Source organism: Fundidesulfovibrio terrae (assembly GCF_022808915.1).
GTDB classification, from domain to species: Bacteria; Desulfobacterota; Desulfovibrionia; order Desulfovibrionales; family Desulfovibrionaceae; genus Fundidesulfovibrio; species Fundidesulfovibrio terrae.
Genome location: NZ_JAKZFS010000001.1, coordinates 1,239,222 through 1,257,505, shown reverse-complemented (window position 1 = coordinate 1,257,505; position 18,284 = coordinate 1,239,222). Strand labels below are relative to the sequence as shown.

23 protein-coding genes are annotated in these 18,284 nt (G+C 64.7%); 6 read left to right on the top strand and 17 right to left on the bottom strand.

Annotated elements, in window-relative coordinates; translation table 11 throughout:
- Window positions 1-21: 21 nt before the first annotated feature.
- From ML540_RS05880 to ML540_RS05865, 4 genes are all read left to right on the top strand, one after another.
- Window positions 22-624, top strand: coding sequence for a DUF4881 domain-containing protein (locus ML540_RS05880; RefSeq protein WP_243359250.1), 603 nt, complete (start codon window positions 22-24; stop codon window positions 622-624).
- A gap of 129 nt (window positions 625-753) precedes the next feature.
- Window positions 754-969, top strand: a complete 216-nt coding sequence (locus ML540_RS05875) for a hypothetical protein (protein ID WP_243359249.1) — start codon at window positions 754-756, stop codon at window positions 967-969.
- 5 nt (window positions 970-974) lie between these two features.
- Complete coding sequence (locus ML540_RS05870; RefSeq protein ID WP_243359247.1) at window positions 975-1,805, top strand: hypothetical protein; 831 nt, start codon at window positions 975-977, stop codon at window positions 1,803-1,805.
- Between the two features lie 29 nt (window positions 1,806-1,834).
- Window positions 1,835-2,254, top strand: a complete 420-nt coding sequence (locus tag ML540_RS05865) for a universal stress protein (RefSeq protein ID WP_243359244.1) — start codon at window positions 1,835-1,837, stop codon at window positions 2,252-2,254.
- A 173-nt stretch (window positions 2,255-2,427) separates the two neighbouring features.
- On the opposite strand, the gene ML540_RS05860 is transcribed toward ML540_RS05865, so the two are convergent.
- From ML540_RS05860 to ML540_RS05835, 6 genes are all read right to left on the bottom strand, one after another.
- Window positions 2,428-2,838: a PaaI family thioesterase gene (locus ML540_RS05860; RefSeq protein ID WP_243359242.1), complete on the bottom strand. Its 411-nt coding sequence runs from the start codon at window positions 2,836-2,838 to the stop codon at window positions 2,428-2,430.
- Between the two features lie 4 nt (window positions 2,839-2,842).
- Window positions 2,843-4,270, bottom strand: a complete 1,428-nt coding sequence (locus ML540_RS05855; protein WP_243359240.1) for a sensor histidine kinase — start codon at window positions 4,268-4,270, stop codon at window positions 2,843-2,845.
- An 86-nt stretch (window positions 4,271-4,356) separates the two neighbouring features.
- Window positions 4,357-5,070: a molybdopterin-guanine dinucleotide biosynthesis protein MobB gene (locus tag ML540_RS05850; RefSeq protein ID WP_243359238.1), complete on the bottom strand. Its 714-nt coding sequence runs from the start codon at window positions 5,068-5,070 to the stop codon at window positions 4,357-4,359.
- Complete coding sequence (locus ML540_RS05845) at window positions 5,067-5,741, bottom strand: energy-coupling factor ABC transporter ATP-binding protein (protein ID WP_243359236.1); 675 nt, start codon at window positions 5,739-5,741, stop codon at window positions 5,067-5,069. The genes ML540_RS05850 and ML540_RS05845 overlap by 4 nt, the downstream gene beginning before the upstream one ends.
- Window positions 5,741-6,433: an ABC transporter permease gene (locus ML540_RS05840; RefSeq protein ID WP_243359233.1), complete on the bottom strand. Its 693-nt coding sequence runs from the start codon at window positions 6,431-6,433 to the stop codon at window positions 5,741-5,743. The genes ML540_RS05845 and ML540_RS05840 overlap by 1 nt, the downstream gene beginning before the upstream one ends.
- Window positions 6,433-7,257, bottom strand: coding sequence for an ABC transporter substrate-binding protein (locus ML540_RS05835; RefSeq protein WP_243359231.1), 825 nt, complete (start codon window positions 7,255-7,257; stop codon window positions 6,433-6,435). Before ML540_RS05835 ends, ML540_RS05840 begins: the two co-directional genes overlap by 1 nt.
- A gap of 67 nt (window positions 7,258-7,324) precedes the next feature.
- Between ML540_RS05835 and ML540_RS05830 the strand changes: the two genes are divergently transcribed.
- Both ML540_RS05830 and mobA read left to right on the top strand, forming a co-directional pair.
- Window positions 7,325-8,032 (top strand): formate dehydrogenase accessory sulfurtransferase FdhD, encoded by a 708-nt coding sequence (locus ML540_RS05830; protein WP_243359230.1) that lies wholly within the window; start codon window positions 7,325-7,327, stop codon window positions 8,030-8,032.
- Window positions 8,013-8,612: a molybdenum cofactor guanylyltransferase gene (mobA, locus tag ML540_RS05825; protein ID WP_243359228.1), complete on the top strand. Its 600-nt coding sequence runs from the start codon at window positions 8,013-8,015 to the stop codon at window positions 8,610-8,612. The genes ML540_RS05830 and mobA overlap by 20 nt, the downstream gene beginning before the upstream one ends.
- Here the strand turns inward: mobA and ML540_RS05820 are convergent.
- The 11 genes from ML540_RS05820 to rpmJ all read right to left on the bottom strand — a co-directional run bounded on the left by ML540_RS05820 (window position 8,609) and on the right by rpmJ (window position 18,271).
- On the bottom strand, window positions 8,609-10,636 hold the full coding sequence (locus tag ML540_RS05820; RefSeq protein WP_243359226.1) for a methyl-accepting chemotaxis protein: 2,028 nt from the start codon (window positions 10,634-10,636) through the stop codon (window positions 8,609-8,611). The two genes, mobA and ML540_RS05820, sit on opposite strands and share 4 nt — an antisense overlap.
- A gap of 178 nt (window positions 10,637-10,814) precedes the next feature.
- Window positions 10,815-12,596 (bottom strand): serine hydrolase domain-containing protein, encoded by a 1,782-nt coding sequence (locus ML540_RS05815; protein ID WP_243359225.1) that lies wholly within the window; start codon window positions 12,594-12,596, stop codon window positions 10,815-10,817.
- 73 nt (window positions 12,597-12,669) lie between these two features.
- On the bottom strand, window positions 12,670-13,083 hold the full coding sequence (locus ML540_RS05810) for a hypothetical protein (RefSeq protein WP_243359224.1): 414 nt from the start codon (window positions 13,081-13,083) through the stop codon (window positions 12,670-12,672).
- 106 nt (window positions 13,084-13,189) lie between these two features.
- The gene (gene selD, locus ML540_RS05805; RefSeq protein WP_243359651.1) at window positions 13,190-14,236 is read right to left on the bottom strand and encodes a selenide, water dikinase SelD; all 1,047 of its coding nucleotides are present in this window, start codon (window positions 14,234-14,236) and stop codon (window positions 13,190-13,192) included.
- A gap of 10 nt (window positions 14,237-14,246) precedes the next feature.
- The gene (locus ML540_RS05800; RefSeq protein ID WP_243359223.1) at window positions 14,247-15,158 is read right to left on the bottom strand and encodes a selenium metabolism-associated LysR family transcriptional regulator; all 912 of its coding nucleotides are present in this window, start codon (window positions 15,156-15,158) and stop codon (window positions 14,247-14,249) included.
- 95 nt (window positions 15,159-15,253) lie between these two features.
- Window positions 15,254-15,661 carry a 50S ribosomal protein L17 gene (gene rplQ / locus ML540_RS05795; RefSeq protein ID WP_243359222.1) on the bottom strand — a complete coding sequence of 136 codons (408 nt, stop codon included), beginning with the start codon at window positions 15,659-15,661 and terminating at the stop codon, window positions 15,254-15,256.
- On the bottom strand, window positions 15,651-16,694 hold the full coding sequence (locus ML540_RS05790) for a DNA-directed RNA polymerase subunit alpha (RefSeq protein WP_243359219.1): 1,044 nt from the start codon (window positions 16,692-16,694) through the stop codon (window positions 15,651-15,653). The genes rplQ and ML540_RS05790 overlap by 11 nt, the downstream gene beginning before the upstream one ends.
- A 9-nt stretch (window positions 16,695-16,703) precedes the next feature.
- The gene (gene rpsD, locus ML540_RS05785; RefSeq protein ID WP_243359216.1) at window positions 16,704-17,330 is read right to left on the bottom strand and encodes a 30S ribosomal protein S4; all 627 of its coding nucleotides are present in this window, start codon (window positions 17,328-17,330) and stop codon (window positions 16,704-16,706) included.
- An 18-nt stretch (window positions 17,331-17,348) separates the two neighbouring features.
- Complete coding sequence (gene rpsK / locus ML540_RS05780) at window positions 17,349-17,738, bottom strand: 30S ribosomal protein S11 (protein WP_027190532.1); 390 nt, start codon at window positions 17,736-17,738, stop codon at window positions 17,349-17,351.
- 32 nt (window positions 17,739-17,770) lie between these two features.
- Window positions 17,771-18,142, bottom strand: a complete 372-nt coding sequence (gene rpsM / locus ML540_RS05775; protein ID WP_243359213.1) for a 30S ribosomal protein S13 — start codon at window positions 18,140-18,142, stop codon at window positions 17,771-17,773.
- A 15-nt stretch (window positions 18,143-18,157) separates the two neighbouring features.
- Window positions 18,158-18,271, bottom strand: coding sequence for a 50S ribosomal protein L36 (gene rpmJ / locus ML540_RS05770; protein WP_084502162.1), 114 nt, complete (start codon window positions 18,269-18,271; stop codon window positions 18,158-18,160).
- Window positions 18,272-18,284: the final 13 nt, after the last annotated feature.

The following is an 18,284-nucleotide window of genomic DNA, read 5'->3' as shown; positions in this document are numbered from 1 at the left end:
CAGAGCCTAGGAGAATACGAAATGAAGCGCATATCCCTTCTCGTGGCCGCCCTGGCGCTGGCATTCCTCTTCGGGTGCAGCGACTTCGGCAAGGTGGACCAGGGCCGCGTGGTGGCCTACGACAAGCAGTCCGGCAAGGTGACGTTCATCCGGGACAAGAAGGCCGAGCCCTTGACCCCCGACTACTCGGGCCTGCCTCCCGTGACCTACACCCTCCCGGCCAACCCCGAAGAGATGGGTCCCGCCCCCAAAGCCGGGCTCAGGATGAAGCTCGACACCCAGAAGAGCCAGGTCGTGATCTACGATCCCCAGGCCCAGGCCTTCAAGACCATCGCCTTCAAGATCCACGACATCCAGGAGAACGTGGACAAGGACCACCCCCTGGTCTTCGACAAGGATTCCGGCAAGGCCAAGGTGTTCCCCATGGTGGACAAGGCCAAGAAGACCATCACCGTCTACTCGGGACGCCAGAAGCTGCTGGTGACCTTCAGCGTGCCCGACGAGTACATGTCCTGGCCCGACTCCACATGGGACGCCGGGGACGAGGTCCGGGTGTACTACAAGGAAGAGGGCAAGGCCCTGCGGTTCATGAACATCAGCAAGACCGACATCTTCAAGAAGTAACGGCGCGCCCTGGGCCGGGGCTTTCGCCCCGGCCCGGTTTGCCATACCGTCCGCGAGGCGGAGGGCCACGGCATCCGGCCCCCCACCACCAGGGCCCTCCCCTCCGGACGCGAGACAGGAGACGGATTCATGAACTCACGGCAAATACTGACGGTCATTGCGGTGGACGTCTGCATCCTGGCCGAGTTGTGCATAGGCATGCACGCCGCATCGCTTGATCCCGAAAACTTCTCGGCCGCGTTCTGCAAGAGCTTCTTCACCCTGCTCCTGCCCACCCTGGCCGCCGGACTGATCCTGTCGCGCCTTGTGCGCGACAAGAACCGCCCCCAGGGCGAAACGGCCTGATCTTCATGAACTTTTCCCAAGCCAGGAAGGCGCAGACCGCTTTCGGATGGATCGCTGCGGCCCTGCTGCTCGCATCGCTGGCCTGCCTGGCCGATGGCTTGGCTGCCGGTTTCAAGGACCAGGGACGGAGCTTCCAGGCCGTGCCGGGCGACCAGGTGCCGGTCACGGCCGTCCTGCCGCCCGGGGCCTCCACGCTTGCCGAGATGCGCGTGCTGGGAGGGGACGCCTCCGTGGTGCTCGTCCCGGAGGAGCTCTACACGGGCTTTTGGCTGGGCGGGACCATGTGGAGGGGCTCCATCTCCGTGGACGTCTCCGCCGCCCCCGGCTCCCGGACCTTCACCCTGGAAGGCCCTCCCCTGCCCCCCGGCACCCGGGAAATCCCACCCCAGACGTACACCGTCACCGTGTACGCCGACCCCCTGGCCATGCGGAGGGCGTCACCCTCCTTCCTCACCCGCTTCACGGGCCTGAATCCCTTCACGTCCAGCCTCTGCCTGTTCTTGCTCGCGCTCCCGGCCGGAGCGGCCGGATTTCTCGCCAGCAGGCGCATGGAACAGCTGTTGACACTTGAAGGGAAGGGGGTAGTTTACAGGACGAAGGAAACCGAAGACGGCCTGGTGATCGCCTTTTCACTCGGCTCCCGCCAGGGACTCGCGCCGGGGATGGCCGTGCGCATCCTCGATTCCGCCGGCCGCGCCACGGGTGAAGCCTCGGTGACGGCCAGTATGCCCGAAGACGCCACCGCCAGGCTTCTCTCCGGCTCCTGTGACGTTGGGGACATGGTCGTTCTCTCTTCCGGCGCGACGGCTCAAGACGAGGCCGCCGCCAAACCGTGAGCCGGTCAACTACCGGCAGGAGGCTCGTCATGAAAATCCTAGCCTGTCTCGATCTCTCGTCCCAAGCCCGCCCCGTCCTGGAAAAGACCTTGGAAATCGCCTCGCTGCAGAAACAGAAGGCCGAGGTGCTGCTCTACTCCGTGGCCGAGGACATGATCGATTTCGGCGAGGGCATCGCCCTAAACCTCTCCGACCAGATCAGGCAACAAGCCCAGAAGAACCTCTCCGAAGCGGCGCGCGAAGCCGAGAAGCGCGGCATTGCCGCCCGGACGGTGCTGGACTCGGGCTCCTCTCCGGCGGACTCCATCCTGACGTTCGCGGAAAATGAGGGCGTGGACCTCATCGTGGTGGGAAGCAGGGCCAAGACCGGCCTGGACCGCTTCCTCATCGGCAGCGTGGCCAGCAAGGTGGTGGCCCATTCCAAGTGTTCGGTGCTGGTGCTGCGCTGAGTTGAGCTGATTTGGCGAGTGAGGGAAGAAACAAGCCCCCGAAGCAGTATGCTTTGGGGGCTGAGTGCATTCGGGGGAAGTGGTGAGGGGATTGGGGATTGCGGGGTGAGAAGCCTCCGGCGGCCAAAGGGCTACGCCCTCTGGACTCCCAGTCGGCTTCGCGTTCAAGGCGGTTATTCCAGGACGAAAAATGATCCCCCGGCCTTGGCCACCTGCCGGTTCTTGGCGTCCGTGACCAGGGCCTCGGCTGAGATGATGCGCCGCCCCTTGTTCACCAGCACGGCCACGGCCGTGAGCCCGCTTTCCAGCACCGGGCGGAAGTAACGCACAGTCATCTCCACCGTGGCCGTCTTCTGGCCCGCCGCGAGGTTGGCCAGCACCACGTGGGCCATGGCCTCGTCCGCCAGGGCGGCCACGACGCCCCCGGCCACCGCACCCGCCCCCTGGATGAATTCGGGCCTGAAGGGCAGTTCCAGCACGGCCCGGTCCGGGCCTGCCTCCTTGAGCTCCACCCCCAGAAAGGCGAACAGGGGATTCACGGTCTGCCCCGGCTGGCGGACGGCATCCAGATATTTCAAGGGCATGTTCTCAAGCCTCCGGGTCGTCCTGACGCTCCTGGGATTCGTAGGGCAGGATGATAAAGAAGTTGTTGCCAAGCTGCGTAGGCTCGTAGCCGACCTCCCCGCCGTGGAGCAGCACCACCTCGCGGATGAAGTACAGCCCGTGCCCCGTGCCGTATTCGCCCTGGGAGTTCTCGGCCCGGTAGCCCTCGCTGAACAGGCGCGAGCGCTGCTCCGCGCCGAGGGCCGGGCCGGAGCTGAAGACGTTCAGCTTGATGCCGTCCAGGCCCGGACCGAAATATCCCTCGAGAATGTCCCATCCGTAGGACATGAACTTGCGCTTGTGCCCGCCCCCCTCGTCCACCTCGCGGGTGTACTTCACCGCGTTGGAGAACAGGTTCGAGTACACCTGGGAGATGAGTCCCACGTCCACCACCACCTCGATTTCCCTGTCGGGCACGCCGCCCATGGACGTGTCGATCTCGATGCCCCTGTCCGCGAAACGGGAGCGGTAGCGCTCCACCTGCGGGTCGATGACCTGGCTCTTGAAGTTGCACTTGCGCTTTTCAAGGACGTAGCGGCCTTCCTCGAAATGGCTGGTGCGCAGGAGCGTCTCCAGGAACAGGCTCGTGTTCTGGTAGTGGCTGAATATTTCCTTGTACTGATCATTTATCGCATTATAGAAATAGTCGACATCCTGATCCAGCTTCCTCCACTCGCCCTCTGAATCCGGATTGCACTTCGCGCACTCCTGCATCATCCGGTTGAATTTGGAATGGAACATCTTGATGAGGCCGATGCGGGCCTCGAGACGTTTGTAGAAAAGCTTGAAGTACATGTTCGGCACAATGACGTTGTGGCCGATGTCCTTGACGAGATTACGGATGAACTGGACGTGTTCCTTGTTCTTGAGGCTGATGAACCGGTTGTGCAGCTGATAGCCGATACGGTTGGCGTAGCGGCCCCAGAAGAGCTTGTCGTGTTCGGTGAGACTGTCGGCGGGAAAGAGTTCCAGCATGCCTATGAGGTCCCCATGGGGAGTGAACGGCAGCTGCGAGATGAGCTCCCGGTTGCCCTTGATGGGGATGAGCAGGTGCCCGTCCTTGACCACCGGTTCGTCCTCGAAACGGACCGCCGTTTCGGACCTGGGGCAGTGCGAGGCGCAGCAACTGAGGATGTCGCGCTGGCCGTCGATGACGTAGAGGGTGCAATCAAGGTTGAAGAGCGAGCGGGGAATCATGACGCACACGGCGTACACATCCTCGACGGCGGTGAATTCCTGGGCCAGGTCGAAGAATATGTTCAGCGCCACGCTCTGCAACTGCGTGAAATTGTAGGATCGATAGTTGCCGAGCTTATCCTGGATGCGTTTGGTGACCAGCTCCAGACGGGCCTGGTGCTCGTCGTGGGAGACTGGCCCGACGGCATGGAACAGGGCGCTGTCTGGGGTATCCATGTCCGGCTCCTTGGTATCCGCCTGGAAAAGCGATACTTCAGTCCACTACACGCAAGCCGCGGCGAAGACAAGACGAACCGGAAAAACTATCGTTTCAGCCGGATGACCGTATCCCCGGGCGCGTACCCCTTGAGCTCGCCCAGCATGGCCGCGATCCCCGCCTGGAGGATGCGCGCCACGAAGGGGTTAAGGCCCAGGGGCGCGCCGTTCACCGTGACCGAAATCTCCCCGCCCATGGCCACGCAGGCGTCCGGCCGCGCCTGCCCGGCCACGATCTCCACGGCCAGGGCGCGGCAGTCCTCCCGGCCGCAGCCGCCGCAGTCGAGGCCAGGCAGCAGGAAGGCGCGTTCGGAGGCCAGGCGCGCCAGCGCCGTGATGTCCGTTACCGCAGGGACGCCGTCCACGCCCTCGGGCCCGTACACGGCCATGGCCAGCCCGCCCTCGCCCGCGCCCAGCTCGCGCGCTTCGGCGGCGGTGCGGGCGATGACGATTCGCGGCATCACCGTAAGCGGCTTGCCGCCTTCCACCACCAGCATGTCCCCCCCCAGCATGGGCAGCATGCCGAGGAGCGTCCGCTTGCCCTTCCAGAACATGGCGGACTCGGCTTCGCCCACGGCCCCCACCGTGTCGCAGACCGTAAGCAGCTTGGCCGTGTCCGTCCCCGGCTTGTCCAGGCCAGCCTGGTGGGTGAACTTGAGCGCCGAGCAGGCTGTCCCCATGGCCGACAGCTCCCTCAGGAGCTCCACGCACAGGGTGGTCTTGCCGGTGTCCTTGAATCCGACGATGTTCACGGCCTTCATGATTCGTTCTCCCCGGTCCGCTGCGCGCTGTCGACGCAGGGCTCCAGGCTATGGGTTTCGTCGCAGGCCAGGTCCAGCCACTCCCGGTCGTGGCTGACCACCACCGATGTCAGGCCGTCCCGGTCCCTGGCCGCGGCCAGCGCCTTGAGCACCATTTCGGCGCTGGCAGGATCCAGGCTGGCCGTGGGTTCGTCCAGGAGGAGCACCTGGGGCTTGAGGGCCAGACGGGCGGCCAGGGCCACGCGGCGCGCCTCGCCGCCGGAGAGCTCGTTCCACCAGCGTTTGAGGTAACCGGCGGGTTCGAGCCCCACCAGTTCCAGGGCCCTGTGCGCCGCGCCGTCGGCGGGCAGGCCCCGGACCTTGAGCCCGTAGAGCACGTTGGCTTCCACGCTGCGGCGCAGTAGCGCCGGGTCCTGGGGCATGAGCACCGCGCGCCTGCGAAGCGAGACGTCGCCGTAGCGGGCGGGCTCGCCCATGAAAAGCACCTCGCCCCCAGTGGGGGCCAGCAGGAAGGACATGATCTGAAGCAGCGTGCTCTTGCCCGCGCCGTTGGGCCCCCGGATGCCCGCTATGCGCCCGGGTTCGATGATGAGCGACGGGCAGCGCATGGCCAGGCGCCGCCCGTAACGGTGCTCGAGGTCCTTGATCCGGTACACCGGGGGCACGCCCATCAGCCCTCCCTGCGCCTGAGCACGGCCAGGACGGTGTTCACCACCATGGAAATGCCCATGAGCACCAGCCCCAGGGCGATGCCCTGGGCGAACTCGCCCTTGCCGGTCTCCAGAGCGATGGCCGTGGTGATGGTGCGGGTGTGCCATTTGATGTTGCCGCCCACCATCATGGCGATACCCACCTCGGACACCACCCGGCCGAACGTGGCCACGCCACCCGCCAGAACGCCGTAACGGGCCTCCCAGAGCACGCCCAGGAGCTGCTGGCGGGAGTCGGCCCCCAGGGTGAGCAGGGTCAGGCGCAGGCGCAGATCCATCTGCTCCACGGCCGAAGCCGTAAGGCTCACGATCATGGGCAGCGCCAGAAGCGCCAGGCCGATGGACATGCCGGGCACGGTGAACAGAAGCCCAAGCTCGCCCAGGGGCCCCCGGCGCGAGAGCATGGCGTACACCAGCAGGCCGATGACCACCGTGGGAAAGGCCATAAGGGCGTCCGAGAGGGTGCGCAGGGCGCGCTTGCCCGGAAAGGAGAAGTAACCCAGGCAGAACCCGGCGGGCAGCCCCAGGGCCAGGCCGACGGCCATGGAAAGGGCCGTGGCCTGGAGCGTGGCGGAGACGGCCGAGAAGGTCTCGGCGTCTCCGCTCGCCAGAAGGTCCACGGCCCGCTGCAGGCCGTCCAGCAGGTAATCCATTACTTCCCGGCGTTGGGGAAAAAGAGCGGCTTGTTCATGACCTTGAATCCGGCGATCACGTCCTGCCCTTCGGGGGAGGCGATCCACTTGGCGAAGGCGTCGGCGGCCTCGAGCTTGACCTTGGAGCACTTCTCGGGGTTCAGGGTGATGACGCTGTACTGGTTGCGCAGGGAGGCGTCACCCTCCACCAGGATGGCCATGCTCCCCGCCTCGGGGGTGTCCTCGAACTTGATCCAGGTGCCCCGGTCGGCCAGCACGTAGCCGCCCTTCTCCGCGGCCATGCGCATACACTGGAGCATGCCCTGGCCGCTGGAGATGTACCAGGATTCCTTGTCCGGGGTTTCCATGCCCGCGCCCTTCCACAGGGCCAGTTCGGCCATGTGGGTGCCGGACTTGTCTCCGCGGCTCACGAACACCGCCTTGGACGTGGACAAGGCCTTGAGGGCCTCGGCCGTGCTCTTGCCCTTCACCTTGGCCGGATCGGCCTTGGGACCGACCAGGACGAAGTCGTTGTACATGATCTGGGTCCTGGCCTTGCCGGCGCCCTCGTCCATGAACTTCTTCTCGGCCGAGGGGGCGTGCACCATGAGGACGTCCGCATCGCAGTTTTTGCCGATCTCAAGGGCCTTGCCCGTGCCCACGGCCACCCAGCGCAGCTCGATGCCGGACTTCTTCTTGAACGCCTCGGCCAGGACGGGTAGAAGACCCGTGTCCTCGGTGCTTGTCGTTGTGGCCATCATCAACACCTGCCCCTGGGCCAACGCGGCTGTGGAAAATCCTGCAAGCAGCACGAGCGCTGCAGCGAGCACCAAACCCTTTCTCATGGCGGCCTCCACGGTCATTATTTCCGGCAACTTGCCAGCCGGGGGGGAGTCATGTCAATTCTGGCAGATGAAACAACACACCGATTTGGCGCACCTGCCCTGCAGGCAGTTCAAGGATGGGGCCTGGCGGGACTTCGAAGACGAAGCCGCTCCTGAAATTCCCGTCACCCTCCATGTGGAGGGAATGGGGACCAAACAGCTTTGGGCCTTTCCCGACGGCCTTGGCGAGCTGGCCCTGGGCCACGCCCTCCTGGACCTGCGTCCGGACGCGTCGCTGATTCCCTCGATGGAAGAGCTCGGCCCCCGGGAATTTCGGGTGCGCTTCGTAGCGGGAGCGCTGCCCGCGCCCTCCCCCTGGCCCGGTCCTCTCGGCCCGGAGGAAATCCTCAGGGGGGCAGCCCTGTTCATGGACATGGCCGGACGCTGGGACGCCACGGGCTGTTTCCACCGCGCGGCGGTGTACGATCCCGCGTCCAAGGGCTTCATCCACCACGTGGAGGATATCGGCCGCCACAACTGCCTGGACCGCGTGGCCGGATGGGCCCTCTCCAGGGGGTTGCCCCTGGGCGGGAAGGTGCTCTTCGTCACGGCTCGGGCTACCGCGACCTTGGCGGGCAAGGCGGCCCGGTCCGGCTACTTCGCCATGATCAGCCGGTCCGCCGTGACCACGGCCGGAGTGGAAGTCGCCCGCGAGGCGGGCATGACCCTCGCCGGATTCTCACGCGAGAACCGTTTCAGCGTCTTCACGGACCAGCATGGCCGCATCGCCCGGTAATTTGCCCGTTCCCGGGGTCGCCGTGGTGCTGGCCGGCGGCAAGAGCAGCCGCCTGGGCCGGGACAAGGCCGCTCTCCGCGTGGATGGCAAGCCCATGCTCTCCCGGATGATCGAGCTGGCGGGCCGGTTCTGCCCCGTGGTGGCGGTTTCCGGCCGCGACCCCTCCGCCATCGCCCCGGGCATCCCCTGGTTCCTGGACGAAGACCCCGGGCACGGCCCCATCGGCGGCATCCTCACCGCGCTTACGCGGTTCCGCGTCTCCTGCCTGGTGCTTTCCTGCGATCTGCCGCGCCTGGACGAGGCCACCCTGGAGACCTTGCTTTCGGCCTGGCGCGCCCGCCCGCTCCATGCGGTCATGACCACCTTCGAGCAGGCCGAGACCGGCTTCATCGAGGCCCTGGTGGCGGTGTACGAGCCCGAAGCCGCACCGCTTCTGCGCGCGGCCAAAGAAGAAGGCTGCCGGAAGCTCTCGCGAGCGATCCCGGCAGCCTTGCGTCACTGCGTGGTCTATTCGGTGGACGACGGCCAGGCGTTCTTCAACGTCAACACCCCAGCCGAGCTGGCGCAGATTCTTCCTTAACCGTTCCTGAACGAGCCTATGAGGGACTCCAGCTCCTTGGAGCGCCCGGCCAACTCGGCCACGCCCTCGGCCGAACCGCGCATGCCCGTAGCCGTGGACGAGGTGATCCGGCTGACCTCCTCGACGATGCGGTTGATCTCTTCGCTGGAGGCGGACTGCTCCTCCGAGGCGGCGGCGATGGACTGCACCTGGGCCGTGGTCTCGTCCACCAGGGAGACGATCTCCTGCAGGGCATGCCCCGATTCCTCGGCCAGCCCGGAGGCGTTCTTGGCCGCCTCGGCCGCCGACTTCACCCGGTCCACGTTGCGGGTTGTCCCGTCCTGGATGGAGCGGATGGAATCGCCCACTTCCTTTGTGGCGGTCATGGTCTTTTCCGCGAGCTTGCGCACCTCGTCGGCGACCACCGCGAACCCACGCCCGGCTTCGCCCGCACGGGCAGCCTCGATGGCGGCGTTCAGGGCCAGTAGGTTCGTCTGGTCCGCGATGTCGGAGATGACGCCCATGATGCCGCTGATGGCCCGGGCCTGCTCGCCCAGGGTGGTCATGTCCTGTTCCAGCTCATTGGCCATGCGGTTCACCTGGCCGATGGCCGAAACGGAACGGCTCACCACGCCCTGGCCGTCCTGGGCCTTGCTCCTGGCCTGGGCGGCCTGCTGGGCGGCGTTGGAGGCGCTGCGCGCCACTTCGAGCACCGTGGCGTTCATCTGCTCCATGGCCGTGGCCGCTTCGGCGGTACGGCGCTCCTGCAGGGACATGTCCTCGGTGGTCAGGTCGATCTGGCGGGAAAGCTGGGTGCTGACCACGCTTATGCCCTGCACCACCCCCTCGAGTTGCACGGCGGCCGAGAGCATGCCGTCGCAACGGGCGGCCTCGGCCCTGTTGTGGGCCTCCTCGGCCTTGCACTTGGCCAGCTCGGCCAATTCGGCCTGCCGGCCGGCTTCCTGGCTTTTATCCTCGGCTTCGGCGATCTTGGACTTGATGGCCCGCACCATGGAACGAAGCGCTTCGGCCAGGTCGCCGATTTCGTCCTTGCGCGTCACGACGAGCTCTTCATCGAGCCTTCCGGCAGCCACGGCCTTGGCGAAGTCGATGGTGGTGGAGATGGGCTTGGTCATGCGTCTGGCCAGGAACAGGCCCAACCCGAGCATGATCAGGCCGACCACTCCGGCCGACCCCATGACGCTGAGCGCGATGCCGCGCTGGGTGGTGTCGATGCTCTGGCGGTCTTTGCCGATGAAGAACATGCCGCCGATCTTCCCGTCGGCGGTGGTCATGGGCCAGTAGACCGTGTCATAGGCCAGGCCCAGGATCGTGTTGCGGGCCTTGAAGACGCCTCCCTTCTGCAACACCGTCTCAAGCACCTTGGGGTTGTCCATCTTGGTGCCCACGGCGCGCTTGCCCTCGCGCATGAGTGAGGTGCTCACGCGGGTTTCAGCGTTGAAGATGGTGCACTCCACGCCCATGTCGCGCTTGACCTGATCCACGAATTCGTGGGTGCCCAGGTTCTCGCCCACGGAAACCGCGCCCACGACCTTGCCGTCGAGCTTCACCGGGGCTCCGCCGCGCACCGAAAGCTTGACCACCGTTCCCTCTTCCAGGCCCACGCTCTCGATGCCCTTGAGGCCCTTCTGGATGGCCAGCTGGCTCAGGGCCGAGTCGCCCGCCTGGTCGGAGTGGCCGCGCGCCAGGACCTTGCCGGTGGCGTCGGTGATGGTCAGAAAGTCGATCTTGGTCCGGTCGAGAATTTCCTTGGCGTGCTTTTTCAGGAAGCCGGCGTCGCCATTCTCGATGGCCTGGGCCACCGCGAGATCCGCGGCGATGAGATAGGTCTCGGCCAGCGTGCTTTCCTTGAGGGCGTCCAACTTGGATTGCACGGCTTTCTGCCGGGCCTCAAGCTCGTTCACTGCCTGGGTGTCGAAACCGTCGGAGATGAAGTAGTACGTTGTGACAAAAATTCCCGCACTCACCACCAGGATGCACACCACGAGGAGTATCGCGATCCTCAAGGAAAACGAAATACGCATATAAGCCCCTTGGTAGATTCATTCCCTCCTACCCTTCTGGGGCAATATGACAACGTCATCAAATTGTAAACCATCTTGAGCCCATGGACAGGTTCCTTGCCAAAAATGCAAACAGGGGGACGCAAGCCGCAGCCTGCATCCCCCCTTCGCGTTCATCCGGGAACCTGACGCCCAGGCGTCAGCCCTGCTTCTTCTTGAAGACGTAGCCCGCGTAATGCAGACGCTCCCCGTCGGGAGTCTGGTCGAAGTAGAACTCGTCGCCCATGGCCTGGCTGAAGCTGCCCATTCCGGCAAGCTTGCCCGAATTCTCGCCAAGCGGCATCACCGGCAGGCACTGCTTGAAGTCCATGATGGTGGGGAGCCTCGATTCGTAGAGGATCAGGCCGTCTTCCAGGCGCAGGGACAATTCCTTCACCAGCGGCAGGTCTTCGCCCTGGTTGTCCAGGACCCACTTGCCCAGTCGGGCTTGCCAGACCGGGGTCAGCTCGTAGGGGGCGACCTTCACCCCGAAGAGCTCGCGCTCCCCCGCCTGGTGCAACACCAGGAGCGTCTTGCCCTGGGCCTCGTCGAAGGAGAACTTGAGGCCGCTCTGGTTCTTGGTCACGTCGTAGAGGGTGATGCCGAGCATCTGGTACTTCACGCCGTAAACCCCTTCCGCGCACGGATCGAGGTCCAGGTTCTTGCCGTCCAGGCGCACCACCGGCTTGCCGTTTTCCACCGTGACCCGCACCACCCCGATGATGGTGGCGTACTGCCCCGCCACCTGGTCCAGCGGCAGGAAGCGGCAGGAGGAAGGAGCGGCGGGCTTCGCCGGAGGGACGCCCTTGGCGGCCATGGCCTGGCGCAGGGTTTCCTCGGCGGTGCGGTCGAGCATGCAGTTGCGTGGCTCCTCGGCCGAGCTGGAGTTGGCCAGCACCACCACGCCGAGCTTGGACCCGGGCGCGGCCATGACCAGCGAACGGAAGCCGCCGCTACGCCCGAAGTTCCAGGCCACTGTTCCGGCCGGACCGAAGGCGGGGCGGTTCAGGTTCCAGCCCAGGCCCACGCGCATGTCCATGTCCAAGGGGATGTCGGCGTTGTGCGGGTCCATCATGTCCGAAAGGGTCTTGGGCGTGACTCCGGGGGGAAGCGCCCCCTGGTCAGCCCCGAAGAGCACATTCAGGAAACGGGCCTGGTCAAGGGCGGTGGTGAACAGGGACACGGCCTGGGGCTGGTTGGATCCGAGCGGAGGATACGCCCCGGTATTCCCGTAGCTCACCGACATGCGTCCCTCCCACTGGGGCTTCGCCTCGTAGGAGGTGTCCGCCATGCCAAGCGGCGCGAACACGGCCTTGTCCATCCAGGGGGAGAACGGCTCACCTGCGGCCTTCTCCACCATCATGCCCAGCACAGCCGTGCCCAGGTTGGAATGGGAGAAGACCGTCCCGGGGGCGAAGGCCATGTGGATATCGGACAATTTGTCCAGGGTGAGCGGCTCGGGGTGCTGCTTCTTGGACTGGAGCCCCTTGAGGTAGTTGGCCGGGAAACCCGCGTGGTGGGTCATGATGCGCCGGGCGGTGACGCCGGGATCACCGGAGCCCGCGAGCTTGAGCCCGGGGAGCATCCCGGAGACGGGCGCGTCCAGCGCAAGCTTGCCCTGCCCGGCCAGGGCCATGGCCCCAAGGCTGGTGAACAGCTTGGCCCCGGAACCCAGGTTGACGATGGTGCCCGGTTCCATGGGGATGTTGCGGGCTTCGTCCGCCAGGCCGAAGCCCTTGGCCCAGACGATTTTTCCACCGTCCACCACGGCCACGGCCATGCCCTTCACCTTATGCTTGGCCATCTCCTTTTCATAGAACTTGGAGAGTGATTCGGCCATCTGGGCGTATGCCGGGTCTGGGGCGGCAGGCGGCTCGAGCGCGAAAGAATTGCCGGGAGCGGCTAGCAGCAGCGACAGGAGAATAATGAAGCGAGGCAGCAAGAGGTTCCTCCAAAACAAAGGCCCAGCGCCGCGTTCTGCGGCGCTGGGCTCATCGGATTCTCAATGAGAACAGTTATTCAGGCTTGGCCTGCTGCAGAAGCTCCATGGCTTGCAGAAGCTTGGCGGCCTGTTCGGGGTCGTCGACCTGGGTGGACAGATAGGAAGCCTTCTGGGCCATTTCCATGATCATGGTGCCCATGACCATGCGCTTGGACTTGGCAGGCAGGTTCTCGAGTTCAGCCATGCGGGCGTCCATGGTGCCCACCTTGGCGTTGATACCGGAAACGTCCTTGGACAGGACGTTGAGATTCTGATTGGCCTTGAAGAAGAGCACCCCGGCAAGAAGAACGGCCAAAAGGGCCAGCAGCAGGGCCATACGGCTGATATCCTGGGACGTTTTGGCATTGAGCTCGTTCATCGAGGGCACGTCACTCTCCTTGGGTTTGCGGTATTCATCCATGGAAACGACCTTCTCCTCAGGCTTCATATCGATCCTCCTTGGGCTTAATGCACGGATTCCGGACGGCCATAAACAGGCCGGAAAAGTTTTTCTGGCACTTTTCAGGGCGACTGTCCAGACGGTCTGGAGACCGTCAACGGATGCGCAGCAGGCCGCCGGGGGCGGGATCGGACAGCACGCGCCCGACCACGGCGGCAAGGTCGCCGGCGTCCTCGAGCCTGCGCACAACCCCAGGGAGGTCTTTCCCCGGCACGGCCAGAAGCAGTCCGCCCGAGGTCTGAGCATCAAAGATAAGATCGAGCGCCACCGTGTCAACGCCGGGAGCGACGTCCACCCGCCCGGCGAAATAGCGCCGGTTGGCATGGCTGCCGCCCGGAACGTATCCCTGCCGCACGAGATTCGGGGCTTCGGGGATCAAAGGCACTGCCCGGGCCTCGATCTCGATGGCCAGCCGGGACGCCTGGGACATTTCCAGGGCGTGCCCGCCCAGGCCGAAGCCGGTGACGTCCGTGGCCGCCCTGAGGCCGAACTCGCGGATGAGAGCGCCGGGGACGGCATTCAGCCGTGACGCGATCCGCCAGACAGTCTCCTCCAGAAGCGACGCGCCAGGCGCGTTGGCCTTCACCGCCGTGGCCAGGACGCCCGTGCCCAGCGGCTTGGTCAACACCAGCGCGTCACCCGGGGCGAGCCCCCTGTTGGAGGCGAAGCGGCCCGGTTCGACAAACCCGGAGACTGAGAGGCCGTACTTGATCTCGGCGTCCTCCACGCTGTGTCCGCCGGCCATGGCCGCCCCTGCTTCGAGAATCTTGGAGAGGCCGCCGCGCAGGACCTCCTTGAGGATGCCAAGGGGCATCCCTTTGGCGGGGAAGCAGACGATGTTCATGGCCGAAAACGGCTCTCCGCCCATGGCGTAAACGTCGGAAAGGGCGTTGGCGGCCGCGATCTGGCCGAAGCGAAAGGGATCGTTCACCACGGGGGTGAAGAAATCCACCGTCTGGATGAGGGCCTTCCCCTGGGGAAAGGTCAAAACGGCCGCGTCCTCGTTGTCACCGGTTCCGGTGAGCAGCCGGGGATCATCTGGCACGGAAAGTTCCTGCAAGACCGCCGCCAGGTCCCCTGGGGCCAGCTTTGCGGCTCAACCGGCGGATCTGACGGTATCGACAAGTCTCAGGCTGTTCAACATGGGTGGGTCATTCCTGGGGGTTTTTAAGAAATTCGATGAAGAAACGCATGGCCGGAAAGATGTGACGTTTGGCATGCCAGACGATCTGGAAAGCGCGCTGCATCCGGAGCCCAGGCACCTCGACAGGGACCAGATCGCCCTTGGACAAGCATGTCCCCACCGCCAGCCGGGAGGTGACGCACAACCCCAGGCCGTGCAGGGCGCACTGCACCACAGCCTCGTGGCTGCGCGCCTCGATGGCCGGATTCAGCATGCGTATGTCGCGCCCAATGGCAGCCAGGGCGCTCTCCAGGGCCTTGCGCGTGCCGGAGCCTTGTTCACGCAACACCCAGGGCCACGCCTGCAGTTGGTCCGGGGGGATGATCAGGCCGCCGCTGTCGAGCATGGAGGCGATACCCGGAAGCTTCCGGGAAGCCACGATCACAAGTTCGTCGTCCAGCAGCCGGGAAAAAACGAGATCCGGGTCGTTGACCGTTGCGCCAACCACCCCCAGGGAGAGCCGGCCGTCCTGCACGGCGGAAATGATGTCCTGCGAGTCGCCCACGGTGAGGCGCACCTTGACCTCGGGGTAGCGCCGGGTGAACTCGGCCAGGCGCTGCGGCAGGAGGTAGGTGGCCGGAATGGTGCTGCCGCCGATGGTGATCTCTCCGGCCACGCGCTGCTGCAGGAGGCTTATTTCGGCGGTGGCGCTCTCCAGGGCGGCGAAGACGCCGAGCACGTGCCGGTAGAGGATCTCCCCGGCCTGGGTGGGCAGGATGGTGCGCCCGAGCCTGTCGAAGAGCTGCGTACCGAGCTCCTGCTCCAGGGACAGGACATGGGCGCTGATGGTGGGCTGGGAGAGGAAGAGCTCCTGCCCTGCCTTGGAGAAGCTGCCCAGTTCGTACACCTTCCGAAAGGCTTCGAGACGTCTGATATCCATGGGTGAAATCCCTACAATCAAGATCGTCTATGGTAAAGCACAAAAAAGGCGGAGCAGCACGCTGCTCCGCCTCGAAGGGACAGTATTCGCCGAAACTAGGCCTTGGCGGCCTCTTCGGCAGGGGCGGAAGCCTGGACGGCTTCCTCGCGGCGGGTCAGCTCGATGACCGCCATGGGAGCGCAGTCGCCCACGCGGGGCAGGCCGAGCTTGTAGACGCGGGTGTAGCCGCCGTTCACGCCGGCAAAACGCGGGGCGATCTCGTCGAACAGCTTCTGCACCAGCTGGTGGTTTTCCAGAACCTTGTAAGCCAGGCGGCGGGCATGCAGATCGTTGCGAAGCCCCAGGGTCACGAGGTTGTCGGCGTCCTTGCGGAGCACCATGGCCTTGGTCTCGGTGGTCTTGATCTGACCATAGGTGAGAAGCGACCGCACCATGTTGCGGAACATGGCCTTGCGGTGGGAGTGGGTTCTCCCGAGCTTCTTCCCGGCTTTGCTATGCCTCATTGGTCTGCTTCCTCTTCAGCCATTCCTGGTATTTCAGTTCGAAGTTATCGATGCGCATGCCGAAATCGAGGCCCAGGTCCTCAAGAACACGGCGGATTTCCTCGAGGGACTTCTTGCCAAAGTTCTTGGTCTTGAGCATCTCGTTCTCGGACTTCTGCATGAGCTCGCCCACAAGGGAGATGTTGGCGCTCTTCAGGCAGTTGGTGGCGCGCACCGAAAGCTCCAATTCATCGATGGATTTGAACAGATTGGGGTTCAAATCGTGGTCGTCGCCGCTACGGGAGCCCTCGGTCTCGGATTCCTTCTCGTCGAAGTTGATGAACACCGAGAGCTGATCCTTGAGGATCTTGGCGCTGTAGGCGATGGCGTCCTCGGGCGTCACGGACCCGTCGGTCCAGACGTCGATGATGAGCTTGTCGTAGTTGGTCATCTGGCCGACGCGGGCCTGGTCGATGGTGTAAGCCACCTTCTTCACCGGAGTGAAGCTGGAGTCCAGGGTGATGAGCCCGATCTCCTGGCTGAGGCCATCGTGCATGTCGGCGGGCACGTACCCCTTGCCCATGCGGATCTCGAACTCCATCTTGAGGTCACGCGCCTCGGACAGAGTGCAGATGTGCTGGGTGGGGTCGAGCACGGTGACGTGCTGGTTGACGCTGATGTCCCCGGCAGTGACGGCTCCCTGCTTGTTCACCGAGAGGGTGAGGCGCTGCGGTTCGTCGGTGGTCATGGCCAGACGGATCAGCTTGAGGTTCAAGACGATGTCCGTCACGTCCTCGATGACCCCGGGGATGGTGGTGAACTCGTGCTGAATGCCCTCGATGTTCACCGACACGATGGCCGCGCCTTGCAGCGAGGACAGCAGCACGCGCCGCAGGGCGTTGCCCAGGGTGGTGCCGAAGCCGCGCTCCAGGGGCTCGCAGGTGAACCGTCCGTAGGTGTTGGTGGACTTGGAGTCGCGCGCCAACTTCTCGGGACGGACCAGCTCCGACCAATTGCGGGTGTTGATGAGCCTGTCGCCTGTACGGATGAGCATTGTGTCCTCTTACTTGGAGTACAGTTCGACGATGAGCTGCTCGTTCACTGCCAGCTGGATGTCTTCACGGGTGGGCACGGCGTTGACCTTGCCCTTGAAGGCCGCGGCGTCGACTTCGAGCCAGGTGGGGCAGCCGCGGCGGGCGATAACCTGCTGGGCTTCCTGGATCACGGGGGACTGGCGGTTCTTCTCGCGCACTTCGACCACGTCGCCCACACGCACCTGGATGGAGGGGATGGTGACGCGACGGCCGTTCAGGATGAACAGGCCGTGGCGGACCAGCTGGCGGGCCTGGTCGCGCGAATTGGCGAAGCCCATGCGGTAGACCACGTTGTCCAGCCTGCGCTCGAGGTTGATGAGCAGGTTGGCGCCGGTGACGCCCTTCTGGCGGTCGGCCTCGGCGAAATAGCTGCGGAACTGCTCCTCGAGGATGCCGTACACGCGGCGGGCCTTCTGCTTCTCACGAAGCTGCACGGCGTAGTCGCTCATCTTCTTGCGGATGCGGCCGTGCTGGCCGGGGGCGTAGGGACGGCGCTCGTAGGCGCACTTGTCGGTAAAGCAACGGTCGCCCTTGAGGAACAGCTTGGCGCCCTCACGACGACAGAGACGGCATTTGGGTCCGGTATAGCGAGCCACTGTAATGATCCTCCTGAACTAGACCCGGCGCCGCTTAGGCGGACGGCAGCCGTTGTGGGGGATGGGGGTGACATCGCGGATGAAGCTCACCTTGAAGCCGGCGGCGTTGATGGCGCGCATGGCGGCCTCGCGCCCCGAACCGGGACCCTTCACGAAGATGCCGACGGTGCGCATGCCGTTGTCCTGGGCCTTGCGGGCGGCGGTTTCGGCGGCCACCTGGGCGGCGAAGGGGGTGGACTTGCGCGAACCCTTGAAACCGGCGCCGCCGGAGGTCGCCCAGCTCACCACGTTGCCCCTGGGGTCGGTGAAGGTGATGATGGTGTTGTTGAAGGTCGCCTGAATATGGGCAACCCCCACCGGGATGTTCTTCTTCTCTTTCTTGCCGGTACGGCGCGGTCTAGCAGCCATGGTAATCCTCTAATGAATAACGCGCGAAGCGGTTATTTCTTTTTCTTCGCCATCACGGCGCGACGCGGACCCTTGCGGGTACGGGCGTTGGTGTGGGTGCGCTGTCCGTGGACGGGCAGACCCTTGCGGTGCCTGAGACCCCGGTAGCAGCCGATTTCCATCAGCCGCTTGATGTTGGCCGTGACCTCGCGCCGAAGATCGCCTTCAACCTTGTGGTTGGCTTCGATCTCCTTGCGGATGGTGTTCACTTCCTCGGAGGAGAGGTCGTCGGTCTTCTTGGTCCAGTTCACGCCGGTGGCGTCCAGGATCTGCAAAGCGGTGGTGCGCCCGATACCAAAGATGTAGGTCAGGGCGATATCCATGCGCTTGTTCCTGGGCAGGTCAACTCCAGCAATACGTGCCACGTTTCGTTACCTCACTTATCCCTGGCGCTGTTTATGCCGGGGATTTTCACAGACCACCCGCAGGACGCCGTGGCGACGGATGATCTTGCATTTCGGACAAAGCTTCTTCACCGAGGGCCGCACTTTCATTTTCTCTCTCCCA

What these genes read in the sequence shown, in the direction of transcription:
- ML540_RS05855 (WP_243359240.1), bottom strand. Translation starts at nt 4,270, where the DNA reads ATGGATACCCCAGACAGCGCCCTGTTCCATGCCGTCGGGCCAGTCTCC.
- ML540_RS05865 (WP_243359244.1), top strand. Translation starts at nt 1,835, where the DNA reads ATGAAAATCCTAGCCTGTCTCGATCTCTCGTCCCAAGCCCGCCCCGTC.
- rplQ (WP_243359222.1), bottom strand. Translation starts at nt 15,661, where the DNA reads ATGAGGCATAGCAAAGCCGGGAAGAAGCTCGGGAGAACCCACTCCCAC.
- ML540_RS05840 (WP_243359233.1), bottom strand. Translation starts at nt 6,433, where the DNA reads ATGGATTACCTGCTGGACGGCCTGCAGCGGGCCGTGGACCTTCTGGCG.
- ML540_RS05880 (WP_243359250.1), top strand. Translation starts at nt 22, where the DNA reads ATGAAGCGCATATCCCTTCTCGTGGCCGCCCTGGCGCTGGCATTCCTC.
- ML540_RS05870 (WP_243359247.1), top strand. Translation starts at nt 975, where the DNA reads ATGAACTTTTCCCAAGCCAGGAAGGCGCAGACCGCTTTCGGATGGATC.
- rpmJ (WP_084502162.1), bottom strand. Translation starts at nt 18,271, where the DNA reads ATGAAAGTGCGGCCCTCGGTGAAGAAGCTTTGTCCGAAATGCAAGATC.
- ML540_RS05830 (WP_243359230.1), top strand. Translation starts at nt 7,325, where the DNA reads ATGAAACAACACACCGATTTGGCGCACCTGCCCTGCAGGCAGTTCAAG.
- ML540_RS05860 (WP_243359242.1), bottom strand. Translation starts at nt 2,838, where the DNA reads ATGCCCTTGAAATATCTGGATGCCGTCCGCCAGCCGGGGCAGACCGTG.
- rpsK (WP_027190532.1), bottom strand. Translation starts at nt 17,738, where the DNA reads ATGGCTGCTAGACCGCGCCGTACCGGCAAGAAAGAGAAGAAGAACATC.
- ML540_RS05790 (WP_243359219.1), bottom strand. Translation starts at nt 16,694, where the DNA reads ATGCTCATCCGTACAGGCGACAGGCTCATCAACACCCGCAATTGGTCG.
- ML540_RS05810 (WP_243359224.1), bottom strand. Translation starts at nt 13,083, where the DNA reads ATGAAGCCTGAGGAGAAGGTCGTTTCCATGGATGAATACCGCAAACCC.
- ML540_RS05835 (WP_243359231.1), bottom strand. Translation starts at nt 7,257, where the DNA reads ATGAGAAAGGGTTTGGTGCTCGCTGCAGCGCTCGTGCTGCTTGCAGGA.
- ML540_RS05850 (WP_243359238.1), bottom strand. Translation starts at nt 5,070, where the DNA reads ATGAAGGCCGTGAACATCGTCGGATTCAAGGACACCGGCAAGACCACC.
- ML540_RS05875 (WP_243359249.1), top strand. Translation starts at nt 754, where the DNA reads ATGAACTCACGGCAAATACTGACGGTCATTGCGGTGGACGTCTGCATC.
- mobA (WP_243359228.1), top strand. Translation starts at nt 8,013, where the DNA reads ATGGCCGCATCGCCCGGTAATTTGCCCGTTCCCGGGGTCGCCGTGGTG.
- ML540_RS05820 (WP_243359226.1), bottom strand. Translation starts at nt 10,636, where the DNA reads ATGCGTATTTCGTTTTCCTTGAGGATCGCGATACTCCTCGTGGTGTGC.
- ML540_RS05845 (WP_243359236.1), bottom strand. Translation starts at nt 5,741, where the DNA reads ATGGGCGTGCCCCCGGTGTACCGGATCAAGGACCTCGAGCACCGTTAC.
- ML540_RS05800 (WP_243359223.1), bottom strand. Translation starts at nt 15,158, where the DNA reads ATGGATATCAGACGTCTCGAAGCCTTTCGGAAGGTGTACGAACTGGGC.